Origin of the sequence: Geobacillus sp. LEMMY01, assembly GCF_002042905.1 — a bacterium.
GTDB lineage: Bacteria > Bacillota > Bacilli > Bacillales > Anoxybacillaceae > Geobacillus > Geobacillus proteiniphilus.
This window is the reverse complement of sequence record NZ_MVKA01000046.1, coordinates 1-22,044: the sequence shown is the minus strand read 5'-3', so window position 1 is coordinate 22,044 and position 22,044 is coordinate 1. Positions and strand designations below refer to the sequence as shown.

At 49.1% G+C, this 22,044-nt stretch carries 27 protein-coding genes and 1 pseudogene; 2 read left to right on the top strand and 26 right to left on the bottom strand.

Annotated elements, in window-relative coordinates; genetic code table 11:
* A pseudogene (locus B1A75_RS17610) lies at positions 1-302 on the top strand (IS66 family transposase); the annotation flags it as partial.
* A gap of 137 nt (positions 303-439) precedes the next feature.
* Here B1A75_RS17610 and B1A75_RS17605 read toward each other — a convergent pair.
* The 26 genes from B1A75_RS17605 to B1A75_RS17480 all read right to left on the bottom strand — a co-directional run bounded on the left by B1A75_RS17605 (position 440) and on the right by B1A75_RS17480 (position 21,576).
* Complete coding sequence (locus B1A75_RS17605; RefSeq protein WP_079936624.1) at positions 440-1,162, bottom strand: N-acetylmuramoyl-L-alanine amidase; 723 nt, start codon at positions 1,160-1,162, stop codon at positions 440-442.
* Positions 1,163-1,212: 50 nt separating this feature from the next.
* Positions 1,213-2,031 (bottom strand): hypothetical protein, encoded by an 819-nt coding sequence (locus B1A75_RS17600; protein ID WP_079936623.1) that lies wholly within the window; start codon positions 2,029-2,031, stop codon positions 1,213-1,215.
* Positions 2,032-2,137: 106 nt separating this feature from the next.
* Positions 2,138-2,497, bottom strand: a complete 360-nt coding sequence (locus B1A75_RS17595) for a hypothetical protein (protein ID WP_079936622.1) — start codon at positions 2,495-2,497, stop codon at positions 2,138-2,140.
* 20 nt (positions 2,498-2,517) lie between these two features.
* A complete protein-coding gene (locus B1A75_RS17590) occupies positions 2,518-2,703 on the bottom strand; it encodes a hypothetical protein (RefSeq protein ID WP_061567299.1) in 186 nt (61 codons plus the stop codon).
* The gene (locus B1A75_RS17585) at positions 2,703-3,056 is read right to left on the bottom strand and encodes a hypothetical protein (protein WP_079936621.1); all 354 of its coding nucleotides are present in this window, start codon (positions 3,054-3,056) and stop codon (positions 2,703-2,705) included. Before B1A75_RS17585 ends, B1A75_RS17590 begins: the two co-directional genes overlap by 1 nt.
* A 14-nt stretch (positions 3,057-3,070) precedes the next feature.
* The gene (locus tag B1A75_RS17580) at positions 3,071-5,962 is read right to left on the bottom strand and encodes a glycosyl hydrolase family 18 protein (RefSeq protein WP_079936620.1); all 2,892 of its coding nucleotides are present in this window, start codon (positions 5,960-5,962) and stop codon (positions 3,071-3,073) included.
* Positions 5,959-6,756 carry a hypothetical protein gene (locus tag B1A75_RS17575; protein ID WP_079936619.1) on the bottom strand — a complete coding sequence of 266 codons (798 nt, stop codon included), beginning with the start codon at positions 6,754-6,756 and terminating at the stop codon, positions 5,959-5,961. The genes B1A75_RS17580 and B1A75_RS17575 overlap by 4 nt, the downstream gene beginning before the upstream one ends.
* Positions 6,757-6,760: 4 nt before the next feature.
* Positions 6,761-6,955 (bottom strand): hypothetical protein, encoded by a 195-nt coding sequence (locus B1A75_RS17570; RefSeq protein ID WP_254866656.1) that lies wholly within the window; start codon positions 6,953-6,955, stop codon positions 6,761-6,763.
* Positions 6,955-8,448: a phage tail spike protein gene (locus B1A75_RS17565; RefSeq protein WP_079936617.1), complete on the bottom strand. Its 1,494-nt coding sequence runs from the start codon at positions 8,446-8,448 to the stop codon at positions 6,955-6,957. The genes B1A75_RS17570 and B1A75_RS17565 overlap by 1 nt, the downstream gene beginning before the upstream one ends.
* 10 nt (positions 8,449-8,458) lie before the next feature.
* Complete coding sequence (locus B1A75_RS17560; protein WP_079936616.1) at positions 8,459-9,523, bottom strand: hypothetical protein; 1,065 nt, start codon at positions 9,521-9,523, stop codon at positions 8,459-8,461.
* A 15-nt stretch (positions 9,524-9,538) separates the two neighbouring features.
* Entirely contained in the window at positions 9,539-10,288 is a 750-nt protein-coding gene (locus B1A75_RS17555) for a distal tail protein Dit (protein WP_079936615.1), read from the bottom strand.
* Positions 10,285-12,006 carry a phage tail protein gene (locus B1A75_RS17550; RefSeq protein WP_254866655.1) on the bottom strand — a complete coding sequence of 574 codons (1,722 nt, stop codon included), beginning with the start codon at positions 12,004-12,006 and terminating at the stop codon, positions 10,285-10,287. Before B1A75_RS17550 ends, B1A75_RS17555 begins: the two co-directional genes overlap by 4 nt.
* A gap of 88 nt (positions 12,007-12,094) precedes the next feature.
* A complete protein-coding gene (locus tag B1A75_RS17545) occupies positions 12,095-12,877 on the bottom strand; it encodes an HNH endonuclease (protein ID WP_079936614.1) in 783 nt (260 codons plus the stop codon).
* 108 nt (positions 12,878-12,985) lie between these two features.
* A complete protein-coding gene (locus B1A75_RS17540; protein WP_079936613.1) occupies positions 12,986-14,119 on the bottom strand; it encodes a phage tail tape measure protein in 1,134 nt (377 codons plus the stop codon).
* A 3-nt stretch (positions 14,120-14,122) separates the two neighbouring features.
* A complete protein-coding gene (locus B1A75_RS17535) occupies positions 14,123-14,341 on the bottom strand; it encodes a hypothetical protein (protein WP_079936612.1) in 219 nt (72 codons plus the stop codon).
* Positions 14,313-14,741, bottom strand: a complete 429-nt coding sequence (locus B1A75_RS17530; protein ID WP_079936611.1) for a hypothetical protein — start codon at positions 14,739-14,741, stop codon at positions 14,313-14,315. The genes B1A75_RS17535 and B1A75_RS17530 overlap by 29 nt, the downstream gene beginning before the upstream one ends.
* Before the next feature lie 119 nt (positions 14,742-14,860).
* Positions 14,861-15,811 (bottom strand): phage tail tube protein, encoded by a 951-nt coding sequence (locus B1A75_RS17525; RefSeq protein ID WP_079936610.1) that lies wholly within the window; start codon positions 15,809-15,811, stop codon positions 14,861-14,863.
* A gap of 11 nt (positions 15,812-15,822) precedes the next feature.
* The gene (locus tag B1A75_RS17520) at positions 15,823-16,035 is read right to left on the bottom strand and encodes a hypothetical protein (protein WP_033020101.1); all 213 of its coding nucleotides are present in this window, start codon (positions 16,033-16,035) and stop codon (positions 15,823-15,825) included.
* A gap of 1 nt (position 16,036) precedes the next feature.
* Entirely contained in the window at positions 16,037-16,480 is a 444-nt protein-coding gene (locus B1A75_RS17515) for a hypothetical protein (protein ID WP_079936609.1), read from the bottom strand.
* The gene (locus B1A75_RS17510; RefSeq protein WP_079936608.1) at positions 16,477-16,902 is read right to left on the bottom strand and encodes an HK97 gp10 family phage protein; all 426 of its coding nucleotides are present in this window, start codon (positions 16,900-16,902) and stop codon (positions 16,477-16,479) included. The genes B1A75_RS17515 and B1A75_RS17510 overlap by 4 nt, the downstream gene beginning before the upstream one ends.
* Before the next feature lie 5 nt (positions 16,903-16,907).
* Positions 16,908-17,330, bottom strand: coding sequence for a hypothetical protein (locus tag B1A75_RS17505; protein WP_079936607.1), 423 nt, complete (start codon positions 17,328-17,330; stop codon positions 16,908-16,910).
* Positions 17,331-17,336: 6 nt separating this feature from the next.
* Positions 17,337-17,696: a hypothetical protein gene (locus tag B1A75_RS17500; protein WP_079936606.1), complete on the bottom strand. Its 360-nt coding sequence runs from the start codon at positions 17,694-17,696 to the stop codon at positions 17,337-17,339.
* A gap of 14 nt (positions 17,697-17,710) precedes the next feature.
* Complete coding sequence (locus B1A75_RS17495; RefSeq protein WP_079936605.1) at positions 17,711-18,628, bottom strand: phage major capsid protein; 918 nt, start codon at positions 18,626-18,628, stop codon at positions 17,711-17,713.
* A gap of 36 nt (positions 18,629-18,664) precedes the next feature.
* On the bottom strand, positions 18,665-20,071 hold the full coding sequence (locus B1A75_RS17490; protein WP_079936604.1) for an XkdF-like putative serine protease domain-containing protein: 1,407 nt from the start codon (positions 20,069-20,071) through the stop codon (positions 18,665-18,667).
* Positions 20,072-20,138: 67 nt separating this feature from the next.
* Complete coding sequence (locus B1A75_RS17485; RefSeq protein WP_079936603.1) at positions 20,139-21,005, bottom strand: phage head morphogenesis protein; 867 nt, start codon at positions 21,003-21,005, stop codon at positions 20,139-20,141.
* On the bottom strand, positions 20,998-21,576 hold the full coding sequence (locus B1A75_RS17480; protein ID WP_254866654.1) for a phage portal protein: 579 nt from the start codon (positions 21,574-21,576) through the stop codon (positions 20,998-21,000). Before B1A75_RS17480 ends, B1A75_RS17485 begins: the two co-directional genes overlap by 8 nt.
* Positions 21,577-21,705: 129 nt before the next feature.
* Between B1A75_RS17480 and B1A75_RS17475 the strand changes: the two genes are divergently transcribed.
* Positions 21,706-22,044, top strand: a 339-nt coding sequence (locus tag B1A75_RS17475) for a DUF4277 domain-containing protein (RefSeq protein WP_139761760.1), incomplete at its 3' end; no start/stop codon positions are given.

The window sequence follows — 22,044 nt, the reverse complement described above, 5'->3', positions numbered from 1 at the left end:
ATCTAGGTGTCCGCAAATCGTAAAATTTCATCCTTCGCCTCKAAAAGCGCAAGCAAGAAGCGCTTCTCTTCCTGCGMAAGAAAGAAGTGCCGTTTGACAATAMCCAAGCCGAACGCGATTTACGGATGGTGAAAGTCAAACAAAAAATCTCTGGAACGTTTCGTCAGGAAGACGATGCCGAGGCTTTCTGTGTCATCCGCAGCGTCGTTTCCACCCTGCAAAAACACGGAAAGCCGGTGTGGGAATCGTTGCAAAGACTTCTAAGCGGAGAGCCTCTTCAAACGATTCTCCATTCCTCCTAGGGCATTTTCGATACTGGGAATGCCCTATTGGTGCTGGATTCTGAAAATCTCGCTAGTACTGGGCTGAATAGATACGCTCGCATTCGTCTCTTGCTTTTGGACACGATTCATGAGTCAAAGGAGATTACTCGGAAACATCACGCCCGATATTCGTCTATAAAAGACTCAATCCCCTTTGCTTTCAATTCCCTTACCCTCTTCTCTGCATTTTTCCGATCCGCGAAACTGCCGGCCACCACTCGGTAGAATACTTTCTCACCGGCAGACGCTTTCGGCGCAGGATTTGCCTCTGACGTTGGCTTCACTTTCGGTTTCCATCCATGCGCTTTGGCCAGCCCATGCGCATGTGCCAGTGCAATCTTCCGCAGGTTGTCGTCCGACTTCAGAAAATCGGCATCGTCCTTATTGTCGATAAAGCCGTTCTCGGTCAAAACAGCCGGCATGTTTGTTTCGCGAAGGACGGCGAGGTTGCCCTCTTTTTTGCCTCGGTCTTTGAATCTAGTTTCTGCGACAATTACGTCGTGTAATGCGTTGCGGATCGCGTTTGTTTTCGACTTGTTCGCGTATGAACCGCTATAAATAAACGACTCAAAACCATCGCCCCCACCTGCGTTAATGTGGATGCTGCAAAAATGGTCGGCTTTTAACCGGTTGGCAAAATCAGCGCGTTCGCTCAAGCTGACAAACACATCTTTGTCACGAGTGAGGTAGACCTTTACCCCCTCATATAGCTCATAAATGTAGTCGCGCGTATAGAGAGCAATTTTCAGCGTCAAATCCTCTTCACGAAGTCCGTTCGCCGTCGCACCGGGATCATGACCGCCGTGGCCGGGGTCGATGACTTGGACGAAGTCAGCCATATCCATTCCTCCTCGATAGTTTGGAATAAAAGGCAAACAAAAAACGCCTTTTACAGGCGTCGTTCTTTTTGGATTTCATCATAAATGGCATCAAATTGTTCGATATACTCATTATATTTTCTTGAATCGGATTCGTTTTTCATTTTCCCAAATAGTTTAATTAGCTCACTTAATTTCATCTTTATAAACATATTATCTTCGATATTGTAAAAATGTCTGGAGTACGCATAACTGGCATATGCCATATGAACCAAAAATCCCTCTCTGTCTCTAAACGGGTCGTATTTGTCAGAATGAAGATCCCGTTTAGTGCTTGCCAACCATTTATATACATCGTCAAATTCGCTTTTCTCAATAAAAAACGATGCTTCAGATTGTTTGTTTGGAGCTTCATCCACAAAATAAGTTGTGTTAAAGTGCTTATCCAACTCATGAATGGTTTGGTGAATCTCGTAAAAAATCTCATCGCCTTTGATTGCGTTATTTTGAATCGCTTGATCCACCAGCTTTTTCACTTTGTTTAGCTCGTCTTTCTTTTCTCCGTCATATTTGATATTGTCCAAATTCTTCCTGATGTCGTTTAAAATTCTCTTATAATCTTCGTTGCTTAAAGTTTTCCCGCCATTATCAACATTTGCTTTGTCTACAAGAACAGCAGAATTCAGATGAGCAAAATAGAGCTCAAAATTCGATTTGTATTCAGGGTGATTATGCGGATCGACGCCGACAGTCAGTTGTTCTTTTTGTTCCAATTTCGACTGCTGTGTATTTGAGGCAGGTTTGACACTTTGGGCATCCTTATCGCTCATTACAAAAAACCCGATCCCTAAAACAATGGCAGCTAACAATCCAAAAATCCACTTGCCCAACTCGAATCCTCCCCCTTTGCCTTATTAGTCGTTACCATTTTAACCAATTTTTTAATTCCTTTCAAATGAAGGAGCGCCCAATTCGGACGCCCCTTCCCCTTAACAATCAGCGATACACCATGAAAGAATATGTTGTTACCACCCCCGTGTATTCTTCATTTTCTCTAGCTTGATAGTACATACGGACTCTGTATCGTCCTTCTTTCTTTCCGGCCAAATAAAATTTTTTGACCGGCGTTTGATGCCTATAATATCCCGTTTGCAATTCGACAGCCTTCCAATAGCCATCATAGATTTCTAGCGCCATCACGTAATCCCAAGTCGGTGCAATGAAACCATCACCATTCGGGTCTGCGATCCCTCCGCCTTGGTAATAGGCGGTTACATCAATGGAAGTGGCATTTTCTGTATAATAGCTGGCATCTGTACAGACAACGTGCGGCATCATGATGTCACTGCAAGGCATATTACAATCACCCTTTTCTATTATTTTTCGTCACTTTTGTCATTGTTCTTGTAGACCCCAATCGCCGCCAACAGTCCAAAAACGCCGGAAACGATGATTTCCAGCGCTCCTTCGATTTGCGACGGATCATCAACCTTGACAATGTTGGCAATCACAAGCGCGACAATCGGAATGAAATACCCGATGATTTTCTTCCAATCCTTCATCACCACTCACCTCCTTTCTGGACAAGATAAATAAGCGCGAATAAAAAACCTAACAGCCAAGGAGTGATGGCTGTTAGGATCGCGCTAAACCACATTTTCTTGAATTCTTTTTTCTCGGCCTCTTTTTCTTGGATCAGGACAAGCGCTTCGCTTGCCTTTTGAAATGCTTCTTCCGCCTTTTTCAAGGCGCTTCGGCTTCTCTCATCAGCTTCACTGGCCACGGACGTTTTTTCTTCCAAACGAATGATTCGTTGTTCCAATCGATCCAATGAAGACGACACTCCATTTAGCGAGTCGTAAATTTCACGGAGAGTGATTGTCACTCCGTTCCCGTCATGCGGAGAAATGCCCATGACTTCACCCCCTTTCATGGGATATAAGTGAATATCCGCGGGTCTTCTTGCCCGATCGTCCACATCGCCACACCTTTACAACCGTATCGCATGGTGTATTCGGCGGCTTTGATGAAACTTTCAAGGTCGCCGTTCCACGCAATCGAATAGCCTTCCGAATCACCAACATAAAAATTTCGCAGCCATACGCCGGCATCCGCCATGCGAATACGGATGGTTTTCTCCCCTTGCCAAGACGGTACAGTCGCAATCGGGAGATTTTCATAGTCGTTGGAAATCTCAATGCCCAGCCCTTCGTCGGGATCAAAGCCTGAATACACAAGATACCCCAGCTCGTCATAGCTGTATGGGCGCGTTTCTTCGAGTGCGATATGTTCCACTCCATCCACAATCGCCGCCACCTTCTCCATCGGCTCATACCGATCGTTGGTGGCGATTTGCAGGCGGTAGCACTTCACGCGACAACCGCTCGCATATACGCCATGAGCGCCTCGGTTTGGCGGCGCCGGAAACGTTTGTGTGCTTGGATAGTCGATGACTTCCGTGTTCCCGACCATGCACTTGATATGATTGCCGTACACTCGAACCTTGAATGTGTAGCGTTGTCCGAGTGTCAATGTCAACGGAGCAGACGCTAACACTTGGCTGTTTCCGCCACTTTCATATTTGAGATAAAATCGTCCGGCTCGATGATCGGCAACAAAGGCGTACCCTCGCCCGATTTGTCCGGCTTGATCGGCGCAAAAGCGAATGCCGTACACAGCGTTTCTATCGTTCGCATCAGCGCGCAAATCCGCCTCGATGTGGGCGTTCATCTCGTATTGACGGTTGACAATCAACTGCATCGATTGCGTCCTTGTATCGGCGAATACATGCGCTTCCTCGCTACTTGTCGCCGCATACGGACGCCATGAGCCAAATGAGTATCCCCTGCTCACCGGAGTGCCGACACATCGTTGTAAATCGGGGTCGGGGTTAGAGCCCGGTGGAATGTAATTCGGATCGACATGCAGGTAGTATTTTGTTTTCGCCAAGTCCGTAATGCCGCTTCGGACGTGTGGTCCGAACAGGTCTTCCCAAATGATGGCCGGACGCGGTGGCCGCCGCAATAATTCGCCTGTGATCGTCATGTTCGCCGGAAAGGCGGCTTGCACTTTTGAAACGATCCCGTTTGTCACTTCTCCTCGTTTCCACGCTGGCTGCAAATTGACGCGATACTCGACTTCCCCTCCCGACATGCCATGCTCAAACGCTTCGCAGACGATAAACCCTAAAATTTGTGCATCGTCTTCGCATATGCCAACCTCAATCGTATTTGAGGTGCTAAACGAAAATACGCCGCAATCGTAAAAATGCCTGTCGGGATTGACGTAGAACGGATACCATTCCGGCTGATTCCCTTTTTCCCCGATGACAAAGCTCTGCCCGTTTACGCTGATCGGGATTCGCGGGTTTAAATATGGGAAATAGACAGCGGCGATCAGTCGATAGCTTCCTGCTTTGGACAGGGTGAATGAGTAGTGCAAGCGACCGTCCTGTCCTTCGTCTCCATCTGCTGGTTCGCAGGTGTTCAAATCTTTGTTATAGTTATAGACCGCCGAATGCGCCGAATAGCCGTAAAATGTGTAGCCGGACAGTGTATCACGCGGCGTCCAGGTCGTTCCTGTTCGCGTGTTCCCCGTCCGGCTTGTTATATCGTTCAATATTTTCTTGATGCCCGTAAACTTCGCGCGTTGATGCTTCGAGTAGCTTGTGATGTAGTCCTGTCCGTTGTAAGTGTCGCGGAAAATCACGGTCTGATCGTTAAACGTCTTTAACGTTGCGAACTGCACCGCAAATCGGTCGTACACATGCAAATAGGTCTTTTCGTAGGATGATTCTTCATCGTGAAAACCGGCATATGGAATGAACGATTGATTGTACCAAATAAACTCACCATTCTCGTTCGTGCGACCGGCGTTGTGCTTAAACAGCCCATTTTGCCACTGCAAGAGTTGCCAATATCGAACCGCATTCCCGGAACGTTTCTCATTTAGCGGCCATCGGCGTCCATAAGCGGCCGTGCCGACATACACCTTTTCCGGCGGCAATACGTTTCGTACATGATCCAACACCTGTTCCAGCCACCACAACGGCGTAGATGGGCCGGGCGCCGAATTGTTGTGTGAAAAGTCGTATGACATGATTTGAAACTCGTCGATGGCTTGATTTCCGTTCAAATCCCTTCCACTGGCGACGGTTCGATAGTCCGTCCATTGATACCAATACGGTTCAAAATCGCCCGTCATGGCATGAAGGTTGACGCGCAACTCCATCCCTAACGGAATGCAAACCTCATTTTTCACTCTCACAAGCAAATCGCGGTATTTCTCCGCCTCTTGATATGCTCTGCTTCTTGATGAGCTTTTTTCAAAGTCCATTTCAATCCCTTTGATGCGGTTCGGGAAACGATTCATGTAGAGTTCGGCGATTTTGCGCAATTGGCGAATGAACGTATCTTGTGCGTTATTTACGTTGTCAAGCATCGGTTCAACTCGGCTCTCGCCGAAACAAACCATTTGAAGCGACCATTTCACATTCGGGTAGTGATCCACCAAAAATCGCAACGAATCTCTCATCCAATAGCGAATGCCGCTCTCGTCATCGGTCAAGACAGGATACGATTCGCCGGCCTTGTAATGATAAATGGAGCCGTCGGCCAACACGCCGAAATCGTGAAGGCCAAAAGCGTAGATTTTGTCGTGATGTTCTATAAACGCATACCAAAAGTTCCTTTGATCGCCGCCCCATCGTTTCCATGCGTTGGGATCAATAATCTCCCACACGCCTGTCGAGACTTCTCTCGCATACTGCTCAAATTCAGTATTTGACGGCTCATTCAGCGACCAAGAAAGTAGTTTCATCATGGCTTGGACTTCCCTTCCTGCCATTGAATGAGTTCGACAATTCCCCAAAAACCAATGCCTGTATCTCGCATTTTTCCGTTGACAAGTTTGTAAAATTCGATGCGGATGCGATTTGAGCCATAGGGCAATCCCATGAACAGTTGCCGTTTAATCTTCAGCATTCCCCCGCCGACATTCAGCGTCCGGCTCGCTCGATTGGCCGGAACGCCGTTGATGGTTGCCTCGTTCTTTGATCCCCATAGCCGAATCTCGCTTCCGGCCGCGCCGCCTTCGAAGAAAAATTCTCGGCTGTATCGCTTGTTTAACGGATGTTCCGGCTCGTCGGGATATACTCTTTCGTACTCATCGACATACCCGCCGTAATTGGTGGAAATCCGCAATAAATCGAAGTCGTTTTTCGCATACAGCGTAATATCTACAACGGTTGTCGTCAGCACATTCGAGAAATCCGTCTCATAGACGTTCGGAATGACAATCGCTTCGTGTCCTCGCCCGACAATGTTGTAGAAGCGATTTTTCACATTCTCGAACACTCTTGGCTGATCCCCTAAATAGACATCTCCACCAACGGCTGTCGATGTTTCGTCTAGCGTTCCGTATACCGGTTGAAACCATTCCGCCGTGTTCGGGATCGCAACGGTCACCTGCTCGCCTTCTTGCAATTGCAAATCAGTGATGCGGATTGCCCCGCGCCGCAGGTTTTCAGCGACTAGCTCAAATTCGATATGATCCACTTTTTTGCGATTGAATTTCGTCAGCGTGGCAAGAAATCGCGTCCAATCGTTTTTATTCATACGATCACCCGTCTAATGACCAACGTGTTTCTGACGGATGCCCTTTCCATAAGGTCGCGATCGAACCGCTTTGTAGCATGATGTCGGTGACGTTCACCTGCCCCGATTGACAATTCTCCATGACAAACTCAATTTCAATCGCGGAAACGCCCCGATCAGGGTTTTTTACTTCGATAACTTGATTGACAAGTTGAAACATCATGTCGCCCCACCTCCGGCCAGTGATAGCCAAATTGGCTCGTCTTCTGTTCCGTCCACGTACTTGATGCGAATGTAAACACCAACGCGTCCACTCCCGACTTGCAAGTTTTCCGCCGCTACGCGCATGCTGATGGAGTACGAATCGCGATGGGACGGGTAGACGATTTGCTTAAGCGTCTTGGTTTTCCCTTCTTCGGCCGTCGCCTTGAACGAAGCGTTGCCGCTGTATCCGTTGACCGGATCAATCTCCCATCCACTATTCGTCCAATAGTTGAATCCGTCATCGGCACGGGAATTCATAAGGTAATTAAAAACACTCAAATTCAGCAAATCTTGTCGGTCTACCGTGTCCTCGGATTCAAGAGCAGGCGCCGCGTCTTGAACACCCGATAACAAATCGGACAGTGTCGGTTGCGGCCGCTCAAGTTCAATTTCCGACTCCCACGGCTTCTTGATGTTGTACTTCCAACGGACGATCCGCTTCTTTTCGTTAATCCCTAACTCTTTGTCATATACAAATACATTATCGCCAAGTGAAAATTGTTCATGGCTCAAACCCGACATTCTTGACAAGTCGGCGACTTTCATCACGTATGAAGCGGTCGGGCGCGAGAGGATACTCAAAGCATATACGCCGCGCTCGTAAAGATGAAACGGGTTGGTGAAACGCTCATCTTTCACGACCATCACTTTCTTCTTGGTCGTATATTGATAGTTTTCGATATAAGGCAATCCTTCTGGATGAGCGTCTTCAATCGTCATGTTGTTCTTTCCGTACAGGTACAGCTTCGTGACAAGGTCTTTCGTACTGTAATTCACTTCGATTTCTTTCATGTTCTTTCGATAAACAATCGCCGCGCCTGAATCTCTTCCTTCCGGCCGCAAGAAGTCGACCGTGTTATTGCTTGTATTGAACCACAGCTCGCCCGTAAAGACGTTAGGAAGCTCTCTCAAGGCTTTCAGCCGATTCGTCAATCCTTCTTCCAACTGAAGGTTTCGGCGTTCTGTCACTTCCACACGCCCGACCGACCACCCCGTCCCGTCCAAAATATCCGCCATGATTTGTTCCGGCGTCGCGTCCTGCCAACTCCATACTTTCATCGGCTCGGTATATTGCAAGTCGTACCACGTCGCTTCGCAATACACAACAAGTTCGAGCCGTCCTCCCGCTCTCACTTTCGAGACATCCCGAATGAAATAACGCTGATTGACCACTTCGACGATGTTTTCATTTTGAATGTATTCTCGTTTTGGATCGTTGTATGGAAGGGGAAACGTCAGCGTATCCACACTGCCAATCTCTTGTTCCAAAATCGGGTCATCCGCGTTTTCCAATACGCCAAGTCGATTCCCTTCTTGGTCATACACGACCAATAAGGCGTTGGACAGTCGATTGTACAGGGGTTGCTGTCGTTGCGGCGGTTGGATGTTGTATCGAATTTTCCTGAGTATGTTATAGCGTCCGACTCCTAAATGGTTGTATTTCAGCATAGGCGTCACCTCACGCCACGACTAGCCAAGGCGAGCAATAGGAACTTCGTTGAAACAACGCTCCACTTGTCGGAAACGTCGCTGGCATATCACCAAAAGGAATGTTCGTCGCCCGATAGCCGCCGTAAACCGTATGAGGGTTCGGGCGCGGGGATAAATCTTGCAAGAATGTTTGAGCATCGAATTTCACAATCGGAATGGCGCTGACTTGGTTCAGTCCGTCGTAGTACGCTGTCGCTCCGTCATGTCTTGCAATCCAATAGAAGCCTGCTTCTAATTCCAAATCAATGTCGACCATCCCCCATCCCCCGGCCGCTGGAATGGTAATGACAGGGCTTTGGAACAGCAATTCGCTCGGTCGCAAGCCGTTGTCGCGATAAATGCCAATCCGCAATGATACGTTCGTGCTGGCTGAATTCAGTTTCATTGCCGCCTTGTTGAATCGGGTTTTGTTCGGCAACGGAAACGGGAAAGCGTCAATCGTGTTGCCGTAGACTAGTATCCGAAACGCGGGCACGTGGCTGTTCGTGTTGGGCGTTCCATCAGCATTAATTGGATTGTAGTCACGCCGAAAATGGGTGACATACGTGCCCGACAAAGGATAAAACGGTTCTACTCCCGCTGGATTGTTGGCTAGTAGCAGCGAATGTTGATCCACAGCCTGTTGCAACGAAGGAATGCTTCCAATGCTTCCCTCGACGCTTTGCCGCCATGCTGAAACGTTTGTAATGTACGTGAAGTCTGCCGCGATGGTATCGTTTAAATTCTGTTGATTGTGAAAAACGACAACGCCATGCGCCGGACTGATTTCGTATTCGCTTGGATCGACTTGCACGCCGTTTCGATAGATGACAGGCGCAGGGTTGTCGAGCCAATTTCGTATCGTTCCCTCGTAAATTCGATAGCGAATGGTCGGGTCATCTTGATCCGCCACGGGTGTCAATACGTGCCCCGTCTCTTGGGCTGTCTGCATTTCCAAAACCGCCTGCATTTTGTTGATGTCGTGTTGCAAGCCTGAAATGTGAGCGGCCAAAATATCTTGGCTTGTTAGGTCTCGATATGGAGTTTGCGCCATGGTTTCACCTCTTTTCTAAATCCATCGGCTTCGAGCGTAGACGGTCGCTTTCAGAATGGTCGCGTTTCCTTCTGTGAAAAACTCAACCTCGTTTTCCTCTATGTCCAAAAACGGAAAATCCATCGAGTCTAAATGCTGATTCGCTGACCGCTTGTTTCCGTATCCGTCGACAATGTAGGCTGTGACAAGCTGGCTATCCAGTACAAGCGTTTCGCCCTGTTGCAACGTTCCCGAAAAACGGACGGACGTGAAAGGCGTACGGACGCCAATTGCGCCGCCGCTATTCGTCCCTTGTATTTCAATCAGCGGTTCTGAATACTCGTTTCCTTTTTGGCGATTCACGACGTACACGCCCGTTCCGCTGAACTCGAACACTTCGTCCTCAATCGCGTAGTAGAACGGATCGGGACAAAAGAAGTTCAACGTTCCTTGTCCGGCGCGGATCAAATCGTCAATTTCTGTTTGATCCTGAATGATGGCGTTAATGTACTTGTCCGGCTCGTCTTCAAAGATGAGCGGCTTTGGCTCGCTCTTGTTCAGCTTTCCAGCCAAGAAGCGTTTCAGTTCAAAATATGACATGTCGAGATGCTCAAAGATGACCACCTCGACAGGAATGACAACCGACTGATGCCGCTTCTCCAAGAAATACGCGCCATGCCTTCCGGCGATAGACATGGACGTGATTTCTTGCGGCGGCATTAAAGGGCGGCCAATGTCTCGAACGAGTAGATACGGTGAAAGATCAAACCCGTCATACGTAATCACAAGATGCTACCCCCTACGCCGTTTGCTCTCATTTTCCCGATGCGCCGCTGCCCAAGTTCACGGTCGATATACGGAGTGACCACTCGCATGATTTCTCGGCCATCCATCATGACAGGAACGACGATTTCAATTCTCTCCGCGCCTTGTGTTCCGCTGTTTTGCAGTTCTTCCCGAATGATGTTCCGTAGCATTCGTTGCGGCGCGACAATTTCGGGGTTTCCTGCCCCCGCGTCACCGACAATAGCTAACGTTGGCTCGTCAACAACACCACCTGTTGCTAATCGCGGGATATTAGGAATATTGAACCCAATCGAGCCGCCTCCGCGCCCACCAATCACCGGAACCCAATCAGGAATCTTCGGGATCGGGATTCGCACGCTGTTGATCGAGTTAATCATGCGGTTAATAAAGCCAATGACTTTGTTTACCGCTCCACGAACCGAGCTCACCACGCTGTTCCATGCGCTCGATGTCGCGCTTTTCACTCCGTTCCATACGCTTGAAATAATACTGCGGATGGTATTAAATACACCAGAAATACCAGAACGAATAGCGTTGATGTTGCCCGTAATCACACCGTAAATGATTTGCCAAACACTAGCCGTCAACGACTTAATAAAATTCCACACAGTCGTCACGATTGTTTTAATAAAATTAAAGACGTTAGAAATCCCAGTTTTTAAATTGTTTAAAAAGGTCAAAACGAGAGTCTTAATAATGTTCCAAACCGTCGAGGTTATGACTTTAATTCCATTCCATGCAGTTGAAATCACTGTTTGGATAACATTAAAGACCGTAGAAACAGCCGTTTTGATCCCGTTCCACACTGCTAACAAAACCGCCTTAATGGCGTTCCAGACAGCCGAGGTCACGCTTTTAATCGTGTTCCAAATGTTCGAGATAGCTGTTTTAATTGCATCAAAAACGGTAGAAGCGACGGCTTTAATAGTGTTCCACGCCGTTGACAAGGCTGATTTGATGGCGTTCCAAACCGTGATGGACACGCTCTTGATGCCTTCCCATACACTCACAAAGAACGCTCCAAGTGCGCTGAACACGGTTTGCGCCACGCTTTTGATTGCGTTCCACGAGTTCGACAGAAACTTGCTGACGGAATCCCAATTCTTCCATAGCAAAATAATGATCGCGATAAGTGCTCCTATCACGCCTATTACAATCAACACCGGCGTGGCAATCGCCCCAAAACTGACGCCAAGCACGCCCATCGCCGTAGCGATGGTAGACACAATCGGGGCGAGCGTCAAAAACAATCCGGTGATAATGCCAATCACGGTAACAATCGCCGCGATGGTTGCCGCCAATTTCGGGTTTTCAGAAATCCACTCCGCCACTTTGCTGACCACATCAGCAATCCCTCGATACACCGGAGCTAGAGCCGTGTTTAAATCGTTGAACGCATTTTGCATTTGCACCATCGGGTCGGCATTCATTTGTTGCACTGTTTGATTGAACAAGTCTTGATTCTTGCTCGCATCACCCAAGTGCTTGTTCATGTTCAGTAGCGTTTCCGCGATGTTCGTTCCTTGGTCTTCCCACATTGTCAATTTGTTATCGCAAAGGCTTTTTATCCTCTGCTTCCGGAGGTTTCCCTCATACCCTTTCGGGATACGGCTGGTCAATTCCAGCCCGGTTCGGCGTACATTTTCAACCAACGTTCGTTGGTTGCCGGACACTCTTGGGCGGATTATTGCTCCCATCTAACGCTCACCGCCTACGCTCTACGGTGCGGGGTGGTGTTCCCCGTTACCTCGGTGTTGGCATATGAATCGGCATAATAAAAGGCGCTCAAACAGAGCGCTTATTTACAATCGACAGAAATTCATAAAATTGTTGTTTAGTGTTCTTTCCGTATCCGTATATATCATGGAAATTTTTATGACATGTTATGCATAAGGTTATGCCGTTATCCACATCAAGTCGTTTCTCTTTGCACCAATCCCAGCTATCCAAGTGATGGGCAATTAAGTTCCCGCCTTTATTATCTCCACAACATTGACATGTATAATTATCTCTTTCGTAGACTTGTGTTCTCCATAAACCGTAACCTTCAATAAGCCGCTCTTTTTCTCTTTCCTCATCTGTTTTGTTCGGGTTGTAATTAGGATTGGATTTTCCAAAACGTCTAACTCCATACATAGGATTGTTCTCTCCGCTCCAATCCATATATATCACTTTCGATGGATTGGTTTCTAAATCCCTTAAAAGTTCCGAGTAACATTTTTTGCAATAAGTAGATTTCCTTTTGCCCGAATGATAACTTTTTCCACATCTTTGACATGTATGAGAATATTTGTTTCGATTATATTCTCTTTCGCAATCTTTGCAGTAACTGAATGGCTTCTTTTCTCCTTTGACAGTTCTAAAATTAAATTCATCTAACAGCTTTTCTTTTAAACATTTAGAACAATATTTATAACCGTCTTTTGGTGTTGGTAACAAAGGAGTCTTTCTCCGTCTTAAATTTTCGCACCGTTTACATCTTTTTCTACACCCATCAGGATAGCGTTTGTCTTTCACAAAATCATCTAGTGGTTTTTCTTCACCACAATCACAACAAACCTTATTCATTTTTACAACCTCCCGTAGTTTCGAACAACTCATGAAAGGGCAGGCAGTCGGGAATCTGCTTTTCGGTGCGTCCCCTAGCCCCTTTATAAATTATTTTAACATGCCATATCACGCCGATTCACTTAGCTTCCACCGATTTTGCCCGGTTTTATTTCGGCACAACTTTCGTTTACCGAAAATAGCAACCCCTAGTGCGTTCCGCTTCGTTTCATCGTCAACGCTCATCAACGCTTTGGCTACCTGTTGCATGGCCTGTCTTCCTTTGTCGCCGCCTGCCGCAACAGCCTGCCCCCATGCCTGCAACTGCTCCGCAGAAATGCCCGTTCCTTTCAAGAGTTCGACCGTCGTTTCATTCACGCCCTGCCCGAATTCTGCAAGACGGATGCGGCCTTCTTTCAGCCCGTCAAGCAGATTGTCGATGTTCCATGTTCCCGTCTCGACCCCAGCGGCGAAAATTGCTTGAATCTCATTCGCCTCAAATCCAGCGCGGTTCAATTGTTGGCCGTACTCGGAAATGATGTCAAGCTGTTCAGGCGGAAAGCCAATGCGCAACAGCGAATTGACAAGCCCAAGCGCTTGCTGATCCGACATTTCAAGCTCGCTGCCAATTTCGTTTACCTCTTGAATCAACTCTGTAAAGTCGATTCCCGAATATGCAGCCGCGATCGCTCCGGCTCCCTCGACAATTTTCCGGTTTGCGGCGTCACTCGCATCAGCGTTCAGCGCGAATTGACGGCGCACACCTTCTAGGGCGCTTTCGGCGTCAATCCCGTACGCTTTGACCGTGTTTGTTGCTTCTTTGACTGCTTGGATAGACTCGGGAGGAACGTCGAAGGAGACGCGAATTTTCGTCTCCGTGTTTACGCTCTCTAACGCTTTCCCGACAACCGCTGAAATGCCTGCACCTGTCGCCATACCGGACAGGACAGGCTCAAAATTAATGTCTTTCAGCGATTTCTCCGTATTCTCCGCTTCGTCTTGCAGTTTCTTGAGTTCGCCCCTTGCTTGCGACGTATCCACTTTCGGGGAGGGCATGGAACGGATGGTTTGAGTGAGTTCTCGAATGGCTCCTTCCAGTCGAACGATTGAAGACAGGTCCGCTTGAATATCCAAATCTGGCATCGACTCAATGGCACTTTCAACGGATTGGAACGCCTTTTCCGCGTTTCGTGTGACGCGGTTCAAAATGCCGGACACCTCGTCTACGCCGGAAATGGCAATTTGAACGACTTGATCCGCCATGCATCATCTCCCCTTTCGTACCAAACGCGCCCGTGAAGGGAGTCTTCTTCTCAGTTTCTCCGCTTCTTTTTGACGCTCTTTTTGAATCTTGTTATGTTGGGCGATAAGCACTTCTTGTTGCAACGGCGTCATAAAAGGAATGTCGAGTGGCGAAATGCCGCACTCTTTCACGAGAAAATAAAAATTCCTTCCCTCACGATTGAGGAAAGGAATCTTCGTCATTCTCCACCGCTTCTTGAATTTGTTGCTTGTTTCCGATGCCTGTCAATTCGTAAATACGAGCGGCGATCTCATCGACCAATTTCGGTGGAAATTCGTTTTCTACAACCTGTTCTGTAATCATGGGGTCAACCGTTCCATAGGCAACGGCTTTGATCGCCGCCCGTTTCCGACCGCGCAAGTTCGCTTTCGTGTCAAATTGGAGCGTCTGCGTCATTTTACCTTTTAGTGTAGGCGTTCCTTTTACTGACACGCCTTCTTGCATGAGTTCCTCGATTTCCAGCGCTTCTTTATTGTTCAGCGGGCGAATGTCCACTTCAAATTCTTCGCCGTTCCACGTCACCGTCATCGTTTCTTGGTGGGCTGTCCCGTTCAAAACGCCTGCTGTCAATTTTTTCGCCATCGTTATCCCTCCATGCCTTCGATTTTCCGTCTAGCGGCTTCATGTAGACGTTTCTTTTGCAAGTCTAATGGTTTTATAGCCCATCATGTATCGTGGCTGTATGAGGCTGTCAAGGGCTTTCATGCGATTGTATACGACGCCTTGTCGTTCGTTAGTGAGACTTGAATAGGACCCGTCGACGTTGCCGGATCAAACAACGCCCGCGCCGTCACCGTCTGTACAATGCCTTCCCGTCCCTCGACAGGTTGGCTCGATGCCGTATAAATCAACCGCGGGAAAATGATGTCCAAATTGCTTCCTAGATGCAACGTGTAGCTGAATTCTTGCAACGTGTCAGTGCTTGGACCGTCCGCGCCACCCCAAAAGACGATCAGCTCTTGATCTCTGTCGAATCCAAGGGCAACTTCTAACGTGACGACCATCGAACCCATGAACGCTTTCTTTGGAAAACGCGACCCGAATCCTTGTGCGCTCTCAATGTCCGCACCGGTTTCCACTGTCAGCGTTAAGCTGTTGACCGACGCGCTCATATCTGTACCGTTCTTTTCAAGCGCCGCCATCGGGGCAGTGAAGATGTTGCCTTCCGTGAATTGAATGTTGGTGGCCAGCGGCGCCCGTTTGTCTGACGCGCCTAACGTGTTGACTGTCAATAACGCCCACTCGTTTTCAATCTCCAATTCTAGCGACTCAATCACGTTGCCAAGGAACACATGCTCCATAATGTCCTTCCCGACTTTCGCCGAAAATGAAGGCATCAGCGCACTGCGGGCAGGATAGAACGTGTGCGTATAGCCGGTCGTGGCATCGCCTGTCACTTCATAGCCGCCCAACGCCCACTTCCAAAACCACCCCGTCGCTTTGTCGTCAAGCGGCAGTGTGATCGCACCTCCGGTCGAGTACACGCCCAATTGAGCTACGCGATCCAAGCCGGAAATGCCTTCGTAAATCAGTTTGTCGTCTTCGGCAGGTTCGATGGAAACACTTTCGGGATCGAGCGTTTCTGTGTATTGCGCCGCTTCCACCCCAAATTCCGTTTCCTCGCCGATCATCAAGTACCGCGTAATCGCCATGCATCATCACCTCACTCTTTAACGGTCTTGAGCGGAGCAGGCGTTAGGGTGGCGGCATAGTCCGTATCCGCTGTTCCGGCGTCCGCGTCAAGTTTCTGCAACAAGGCAATTTGCTTATTTCGCAGTTCGTTCAAATCGTCAATCAAGTCATAAAAAATCGCTGGCAATTGAGCAACGCCAGCGCCGCCTTCGCCTTTCCCGATGTGTTTTGGCACTTTTGCCATACTACTCCCTCCGTTTCACTCGAAAATCAAATTGCACTGCAGACCAACAGACCTGCGTATTGTTGCCCATCTCATAGGCCGGATCGACTTGCGTCGGGCGAACGTCGGATACAACCCCGCCCAACGTTCGATCCTGCACTAACACGTCATAGACCGTCAACGCCAAATCATGCGCCTTCTCTAGCCCTTGTTCAGGGTCGGGGTCTTTGACAAACACCACGAAGTTGAACCGTATGTCATGGTCGGCTGTGTGGCCGCCAAGCAAGTTCGGGGCATACGACTCCGGCACAATCCAAATCGCAGGTGTTTGCAACGTCCCGACTCTCACCTTCTCCCCGTAGACAATCCGCTTGATTTCCCCAAGCTCCGGCGCTTGCTCTAGCACTTCACGAATCTTCGCTCGAATCTCTTTATGAATGTCTTTGAGCGGCTTTTGTCGAATCATATTAGTTTCACTTCCCTTAATGCTTCTTCAATGAAATCATCAATGCGCCGTTCAGCGGCGGCGATGGAACGTTCAATGTAGTGCTTCGGCTTGATGCCAGGATGCTTCACTTTCTTTGCAAAGATGACTTCCCCGTTCACTTCAAACCGCAACGCTTTCGCCCTACGCGGATAGATTTCGTATGGTCCAGAACCATAGTTTTGTACGAGCGCATATTCCACGTTCGTGCCGACTGTATAGAACCGCGCGTTTCGCTTTTGCAACTTCCATGATCCAGCCAAGCGTCCATGGTCTTGAGGCGAAAATTCCATGAGATTGCCCCACACTTCGAGTGCGGTCAACTCTGTCGCGCGGTTTAGCGCCGCTCTCATGCGTGGAATCAAGCGCCGTAAATCGTCCATATTGATTTCAGTATCAAACATGTTCATCACGCCTCTACAAAGTCATCGGATGAAAGGAAAACGTCAATGCTTCGCTTCATAAACGGCCGCAATTCTGTCCCTAAATCCTTGGTGACGTCCGATGTGTTCAAAATGGATACGGCAAAATCGTCAATTTGAATAATCGGACTGGATCGTTGTTGTTGGGCGACCGCTACGACTTTTGCGACAGTCCGTACCAAAATGTCTTGGATCGCCAAATAGTCGTCGTCCGTTTCAAGAACGGTTCGTTTCAATCTCGCGTGGATATGCGACGCGATCCGCTCAATCCACGTCGACAGCAAGTCATCCAGCGCCGCTTCGGGATCGGCCGCATTCGGAAAGCGGAAATACTCCGCAGAAACGCCCGTCAAATCTCGGACGTCGCGCGGAGTCACCACTTCCGTCGCTGGCTTTTCGAATAAAGGCATATGTCATCACTCTTCTTTCAACGCCTCGAGCTTGTCGATCAATGTCGAACGTTTTTTGCCTGCTTTCTCTTGGGACAACGCTTCGTCAACGGAAATTTTGCCTTCTTTGACCGCCTCTAGCACCTCGTCAATCGTCATGCTTTGAACGTCCAAGGAAGGTTCGGTGGGTTCGGCACTTTCGTGACGATGTTTCGTTTCGCTTTTGCCTCCTTCACTCACGATTTCAACCTCAAAATCCCGAACCGCTTTCACGGTCAGGTATTCGCGATTTCCGACTGTGATTTCAATCACTTTGTTAGGCGGGAACTCGACACCAAGACGGTATCGAGTTTTCCGACCTTTGTTCACCACTCGCAGTGTTTTCATCCATTCTCACCTCATCAGCCCGTATAGCCTTGCGCGACAACAGCGGCGTTCTCATCCTCAAAGTTACAGTCAACACGCAACGTCGTGACAAAGTCCGTACGCCGTGCCTTCGGTTGACGATCCGGTTCGATGCGGATGTCGCGGTAAATGCCGTAAACAAGGTTTGCCGGATTGACAAGGAGTGCCGTTCCGGCAGGCATGTTCGCCGAATCGACCACCGGAATGCCTTTGTAGGCCAATTGCGTAGCGGTCGTTTGCGCCGTATCACCAAGCCCTGTACCACGCGCGCGAAGAATGTCACGATAGGCGTCTTCAATGTCCCAATGCACATAGAAACGCCATTGGGAGCGGTCGCGCAGGTATTTCTTCGGCACGGCGTGGATCATGGCGTCAAACATCGCTTCGACATTCGTCGGATCAAAATCCGTCGTGCCTTGAACAAGGTTGGCCGCTTTCTTGAGCCACCCGTCTGTTTTCGCCAAGAACGGATCACTGCTCGCTTTGTCGCCGTTTAGGAACAGTTCTTCAAGGTCAACGCCGACACGTTCTGCGATCAATTGAATCAGCGTATCCTCGAATCCTTCGCGTTCGATGTTATCCTCAAGGGTCGAATCCGTGATGCCCGAAACGCCGATCACTTCGACCGACTCCAATTTATTCGTGCTGAATTCCGGCTTCGCTTCGCCGGTCGGCGCTTCTCCCTCCGTTGCCGCCTGCAAGATGCGCGAACCGAATGCAATACGGTCAATATCGTGCGTGTGGCTCGTCATGTCAATCCGGCGCGCCTCATCCAAAATGCGCGTAGCTTGGGAGACCGTCCGTACGAAAAGCTGTTGCTTCGCTGGAGCTAAACGCGATGCGCCAAGGTCGGTCGTCGTAATAGCTTTTAAGACGTTTTCCAATTTTCCAAGAAGCATGTCGTTCGTCATCATATCATCAACACTCCCTTTCTATTTTTTGTCCGACATTTATTTGCGCTTGAACCCAAACGGATCACGGTCGTATTCGTCTTGCGGCTTTGACTTTTCCGCCGCACCGTCTTGCCCCGTCAGCCGCTTCGAAAACGGAATTTTCCGCTTGAGCTCGTCAAGCTGTTTCATGACTTGTTCGTATTTCTCTTTGTAGCTGTCGTCTTCGCTTTTGGCAGCGGCTTCGCCTTCGAGGTCATCGTCTTCAGTCTGCGGTTCTTGCGGCTCGTTCTCCGGCGCCGCTCCTTTCAACGTGCTCATGATTTCCGACAGCTTGTCATTTACGGGTTTCAACGAATCATCGATCATTTTTTGAACGTCCTCGACTTTCACTTCGTCATCACCTTCTTTCGATTTGTTTGCTCGTTCTTCTTCGGCAATCCGCAACAGTTCGTCAATGACTTCCTTCGCGGCTTTCAGCTTCTCGTAGTTCGCATCAGAAATTTTTCGCCCTGCCTTTTCGGATGGTTTCAGCCCCAGCTTTTCTTTGAATCTATCGAAAAAGCTTTTATTCGCTCGCTGTGGGCTTTTTTCTTCGCTTGAAAGGGTTACCCCTTGCCCGCCGCTTTGCTCGTCTCCTAGAGCCGCCTGCGCGGCCACAGCGACGCTTTGCGGCGAAAGGGATTCAACAGGGACGATGTTCTCCACGATGCGAACCTCTTGCAGGTCGCCGACAAACTCGACGTCTCCCTGCTCGTTGATCGTGTAGCCGATTTGGAAGAATCGTTTTTTGCCGCTCGCCAAGTCATCGACACGGATCACAACGGAATCTTCGAAAATGGAATAGACATACGAATCAAACGCGCCGTTATCGAATGTCTGATAGACTTTTTCGCGCAACAGTTCGCTGATGTATTCAAACGAACCTTGAATGGCCTTTTTCACCGCTTCTTCTCGATTGTCCTTGCTTTTGATCGCGATGAATTTGGCTTTCGGCACGGCAGGCTCGTCGACAAGGGAAACGGCATTGACCACCCAATCACCGGCGGATCGTTCCAAGTCGGATAGCGTCGTGCGTTTCGCCGCTTCTTTGGATTTCAGCGCCGCTTTCGGAACGCCCATAATCGAAAAGCCGGTCAGTTTCCCTTCCTTCACCGCCCGCCAGACATCCTCATCCTGAACACGAACACCCATCATCCAACTTCCTTTTGGGACAGTCAACTCGTCGTCAACCTTCCAGTCAAACGGCAAGATGTACGATTCCACTACCTTGCCGACATTGTTCAGCGTGTGTTGCAAATCGATGTTGCCGTATTGCTCTAAAAACTTGTGCGCCACTTCTTCAATCTTTTCAGCGGATACGACATCGCCGTCGCTGTCCGGCTCGTTCGGTACAAGAACAGGGCCGAACACAGTCCGCTTCTCCTCGTTCTTGTGTGTGACCGGCGCAGTGAGTTCGTGCTTCATCTTCTCACTCCTTTCCGTTCGGAATCGTTTTAAGAAACGCGCTACGCCTAGAATGAAATCACCCCCTTTACGGATAGTAAGGCGTTCTGACGATTTGCTCGCCTTTTTTTGGGATATACGGACGGCATCGGCATCGGCAGTTGATCCATTCCTCGATAGGTCCGGATCGGTCTAACGGGTGCATCAGCCCATTGGAGAAACGTTCATCCATCCGAACCACCTGTCCGTGCAGGGAGTAATGATCGGCTCGGTCTTTCGGGTTTCTTCCCCTCACACGGCTGTCCCTGACCGTCAGCCACTGCTTATACCGGACGTTGTACTCTTGCATGGTTTGGAAAATGCCGATGTTTTGCGCTCCCTGCACTTCGGTTCTCGCGATCGTTTGCAGTCGATGATCGCGCAAGTCTTTAAAATCGGCGCGCAAATCCACAGCGATGTCGTCAATCCCTTTTCCTTCTTCATAGCCGCGAACCAGCGTAGCGCGGAAATCGCCTTTAATTCGCCGGAATGTATCCTCCGAAAACACATAAACGCGCTCTCGCAATTCTTCGAGAACGCGTTCACTGAATTCTGTAAACACCAATTCCAAGCCCTGTTCGAGAATTTCTTCAAACGTCAACTGCCTTGCCACGACCGCACTTTCGACAGCGGCTTCGGCGATCTCTTCCTCCATGTCCGCGAAAATCGGATCAAGAATATCCGCGATAAACGTTTCCTGTTCGAGAATCGACAGCGGGATATAGCCAAGCTCGCGCAACCGCTGGATGAACATACTTTCCAGCCCAACTTGCAGGCTGACCAATCGTCTCGCCAGCTTTTCTTCGATTTCGGCGATCCGCTCGTCTTGCTCTTTGAAAGTAGGAAGCGCTCCGTGTTCGACGAGGAACGCGACAAGCTCGCGATCCATTTCCAACAGTTTGCACACTTCACACATGCTTGCCGCCCTCTTTCGTGGCGATGTCGATGAGTTTGGCGTGCAACTGTTTCAGCGAATTCAATATCGCGTTCGTTTCTTCTTGCGAAGCATCGAGCGGTTGCCCGAAAATGAAATGCCGGTCTAGGTTCGGATCGTCAATCGGGTCTCTGCCCAATTCGCGCAAAATCATGTTTGGACTGTACGCGCCTACTTCAAACAAGAAGCGCAGTTCCTCAATCTTCGCTTGTGTGTCTTTCGTGTCAATATCCTTGAAACGGAAACGCCAATCTGTAATTCCCAATCCGACAAACAGCAGGCGATTCAGCACATTCTCAAGCATGTCCTGCCGCGGCTCGATGACTGATTGCTTGTAAATTTCCGTCGACTCCCTCGCTGTCGAACCGCCAAGCGAACCTTCGACGACGATGCCGGCTCGATAAGGCGGAACACCATGTGCGGACAGGATTTCGTCGCGGTTGTCCGCCCGCAACATGCGGAAGCTCGCTTCCTTCGTCTCCACGGACAACGCTTGGAACTTGATTTCGATCGGCGTGTCCGAGAAATCGCCCTGCGGCTTTTGCGCCGTCACCACTAATGTCGAGTGGCGATTTTTCTTAACTCACATTTCGCACCCTCTCGACGAAAATCGGGAGGATTTTTTCGTTCCGATGTCGAATGAATCCTTGACACACAAGGAAAGTGAAGGAGTTTTTCTCTCATGGATGTTCAAGTCGAAGCGGTCTATCGCAATTCTTATTTGAATATAATAAGTGCCCTATTCAAGAAACTGGGTCTGCCTCAATTGATTGACCATCTCGTGCCCGTCGATCCGCAGTGCCAAACGCGAGTCAGCGATGCCGTTCAGGCCATCCTCTACAATGTGTTTGACGGCCGGCAAGCCCTCGTTCACTTGGAACATTGGGCTCAGGAGGTCGATTGTGAGAAACTCATCCGTTCCGGGCTCCATCCTTCCCAGTTGAATGACGATGCGTTGGCCCGTCATCTCGATCGCCTGTATGAGGCTGGCATTCACAACGTCATCAGCACTTGCTCTGAK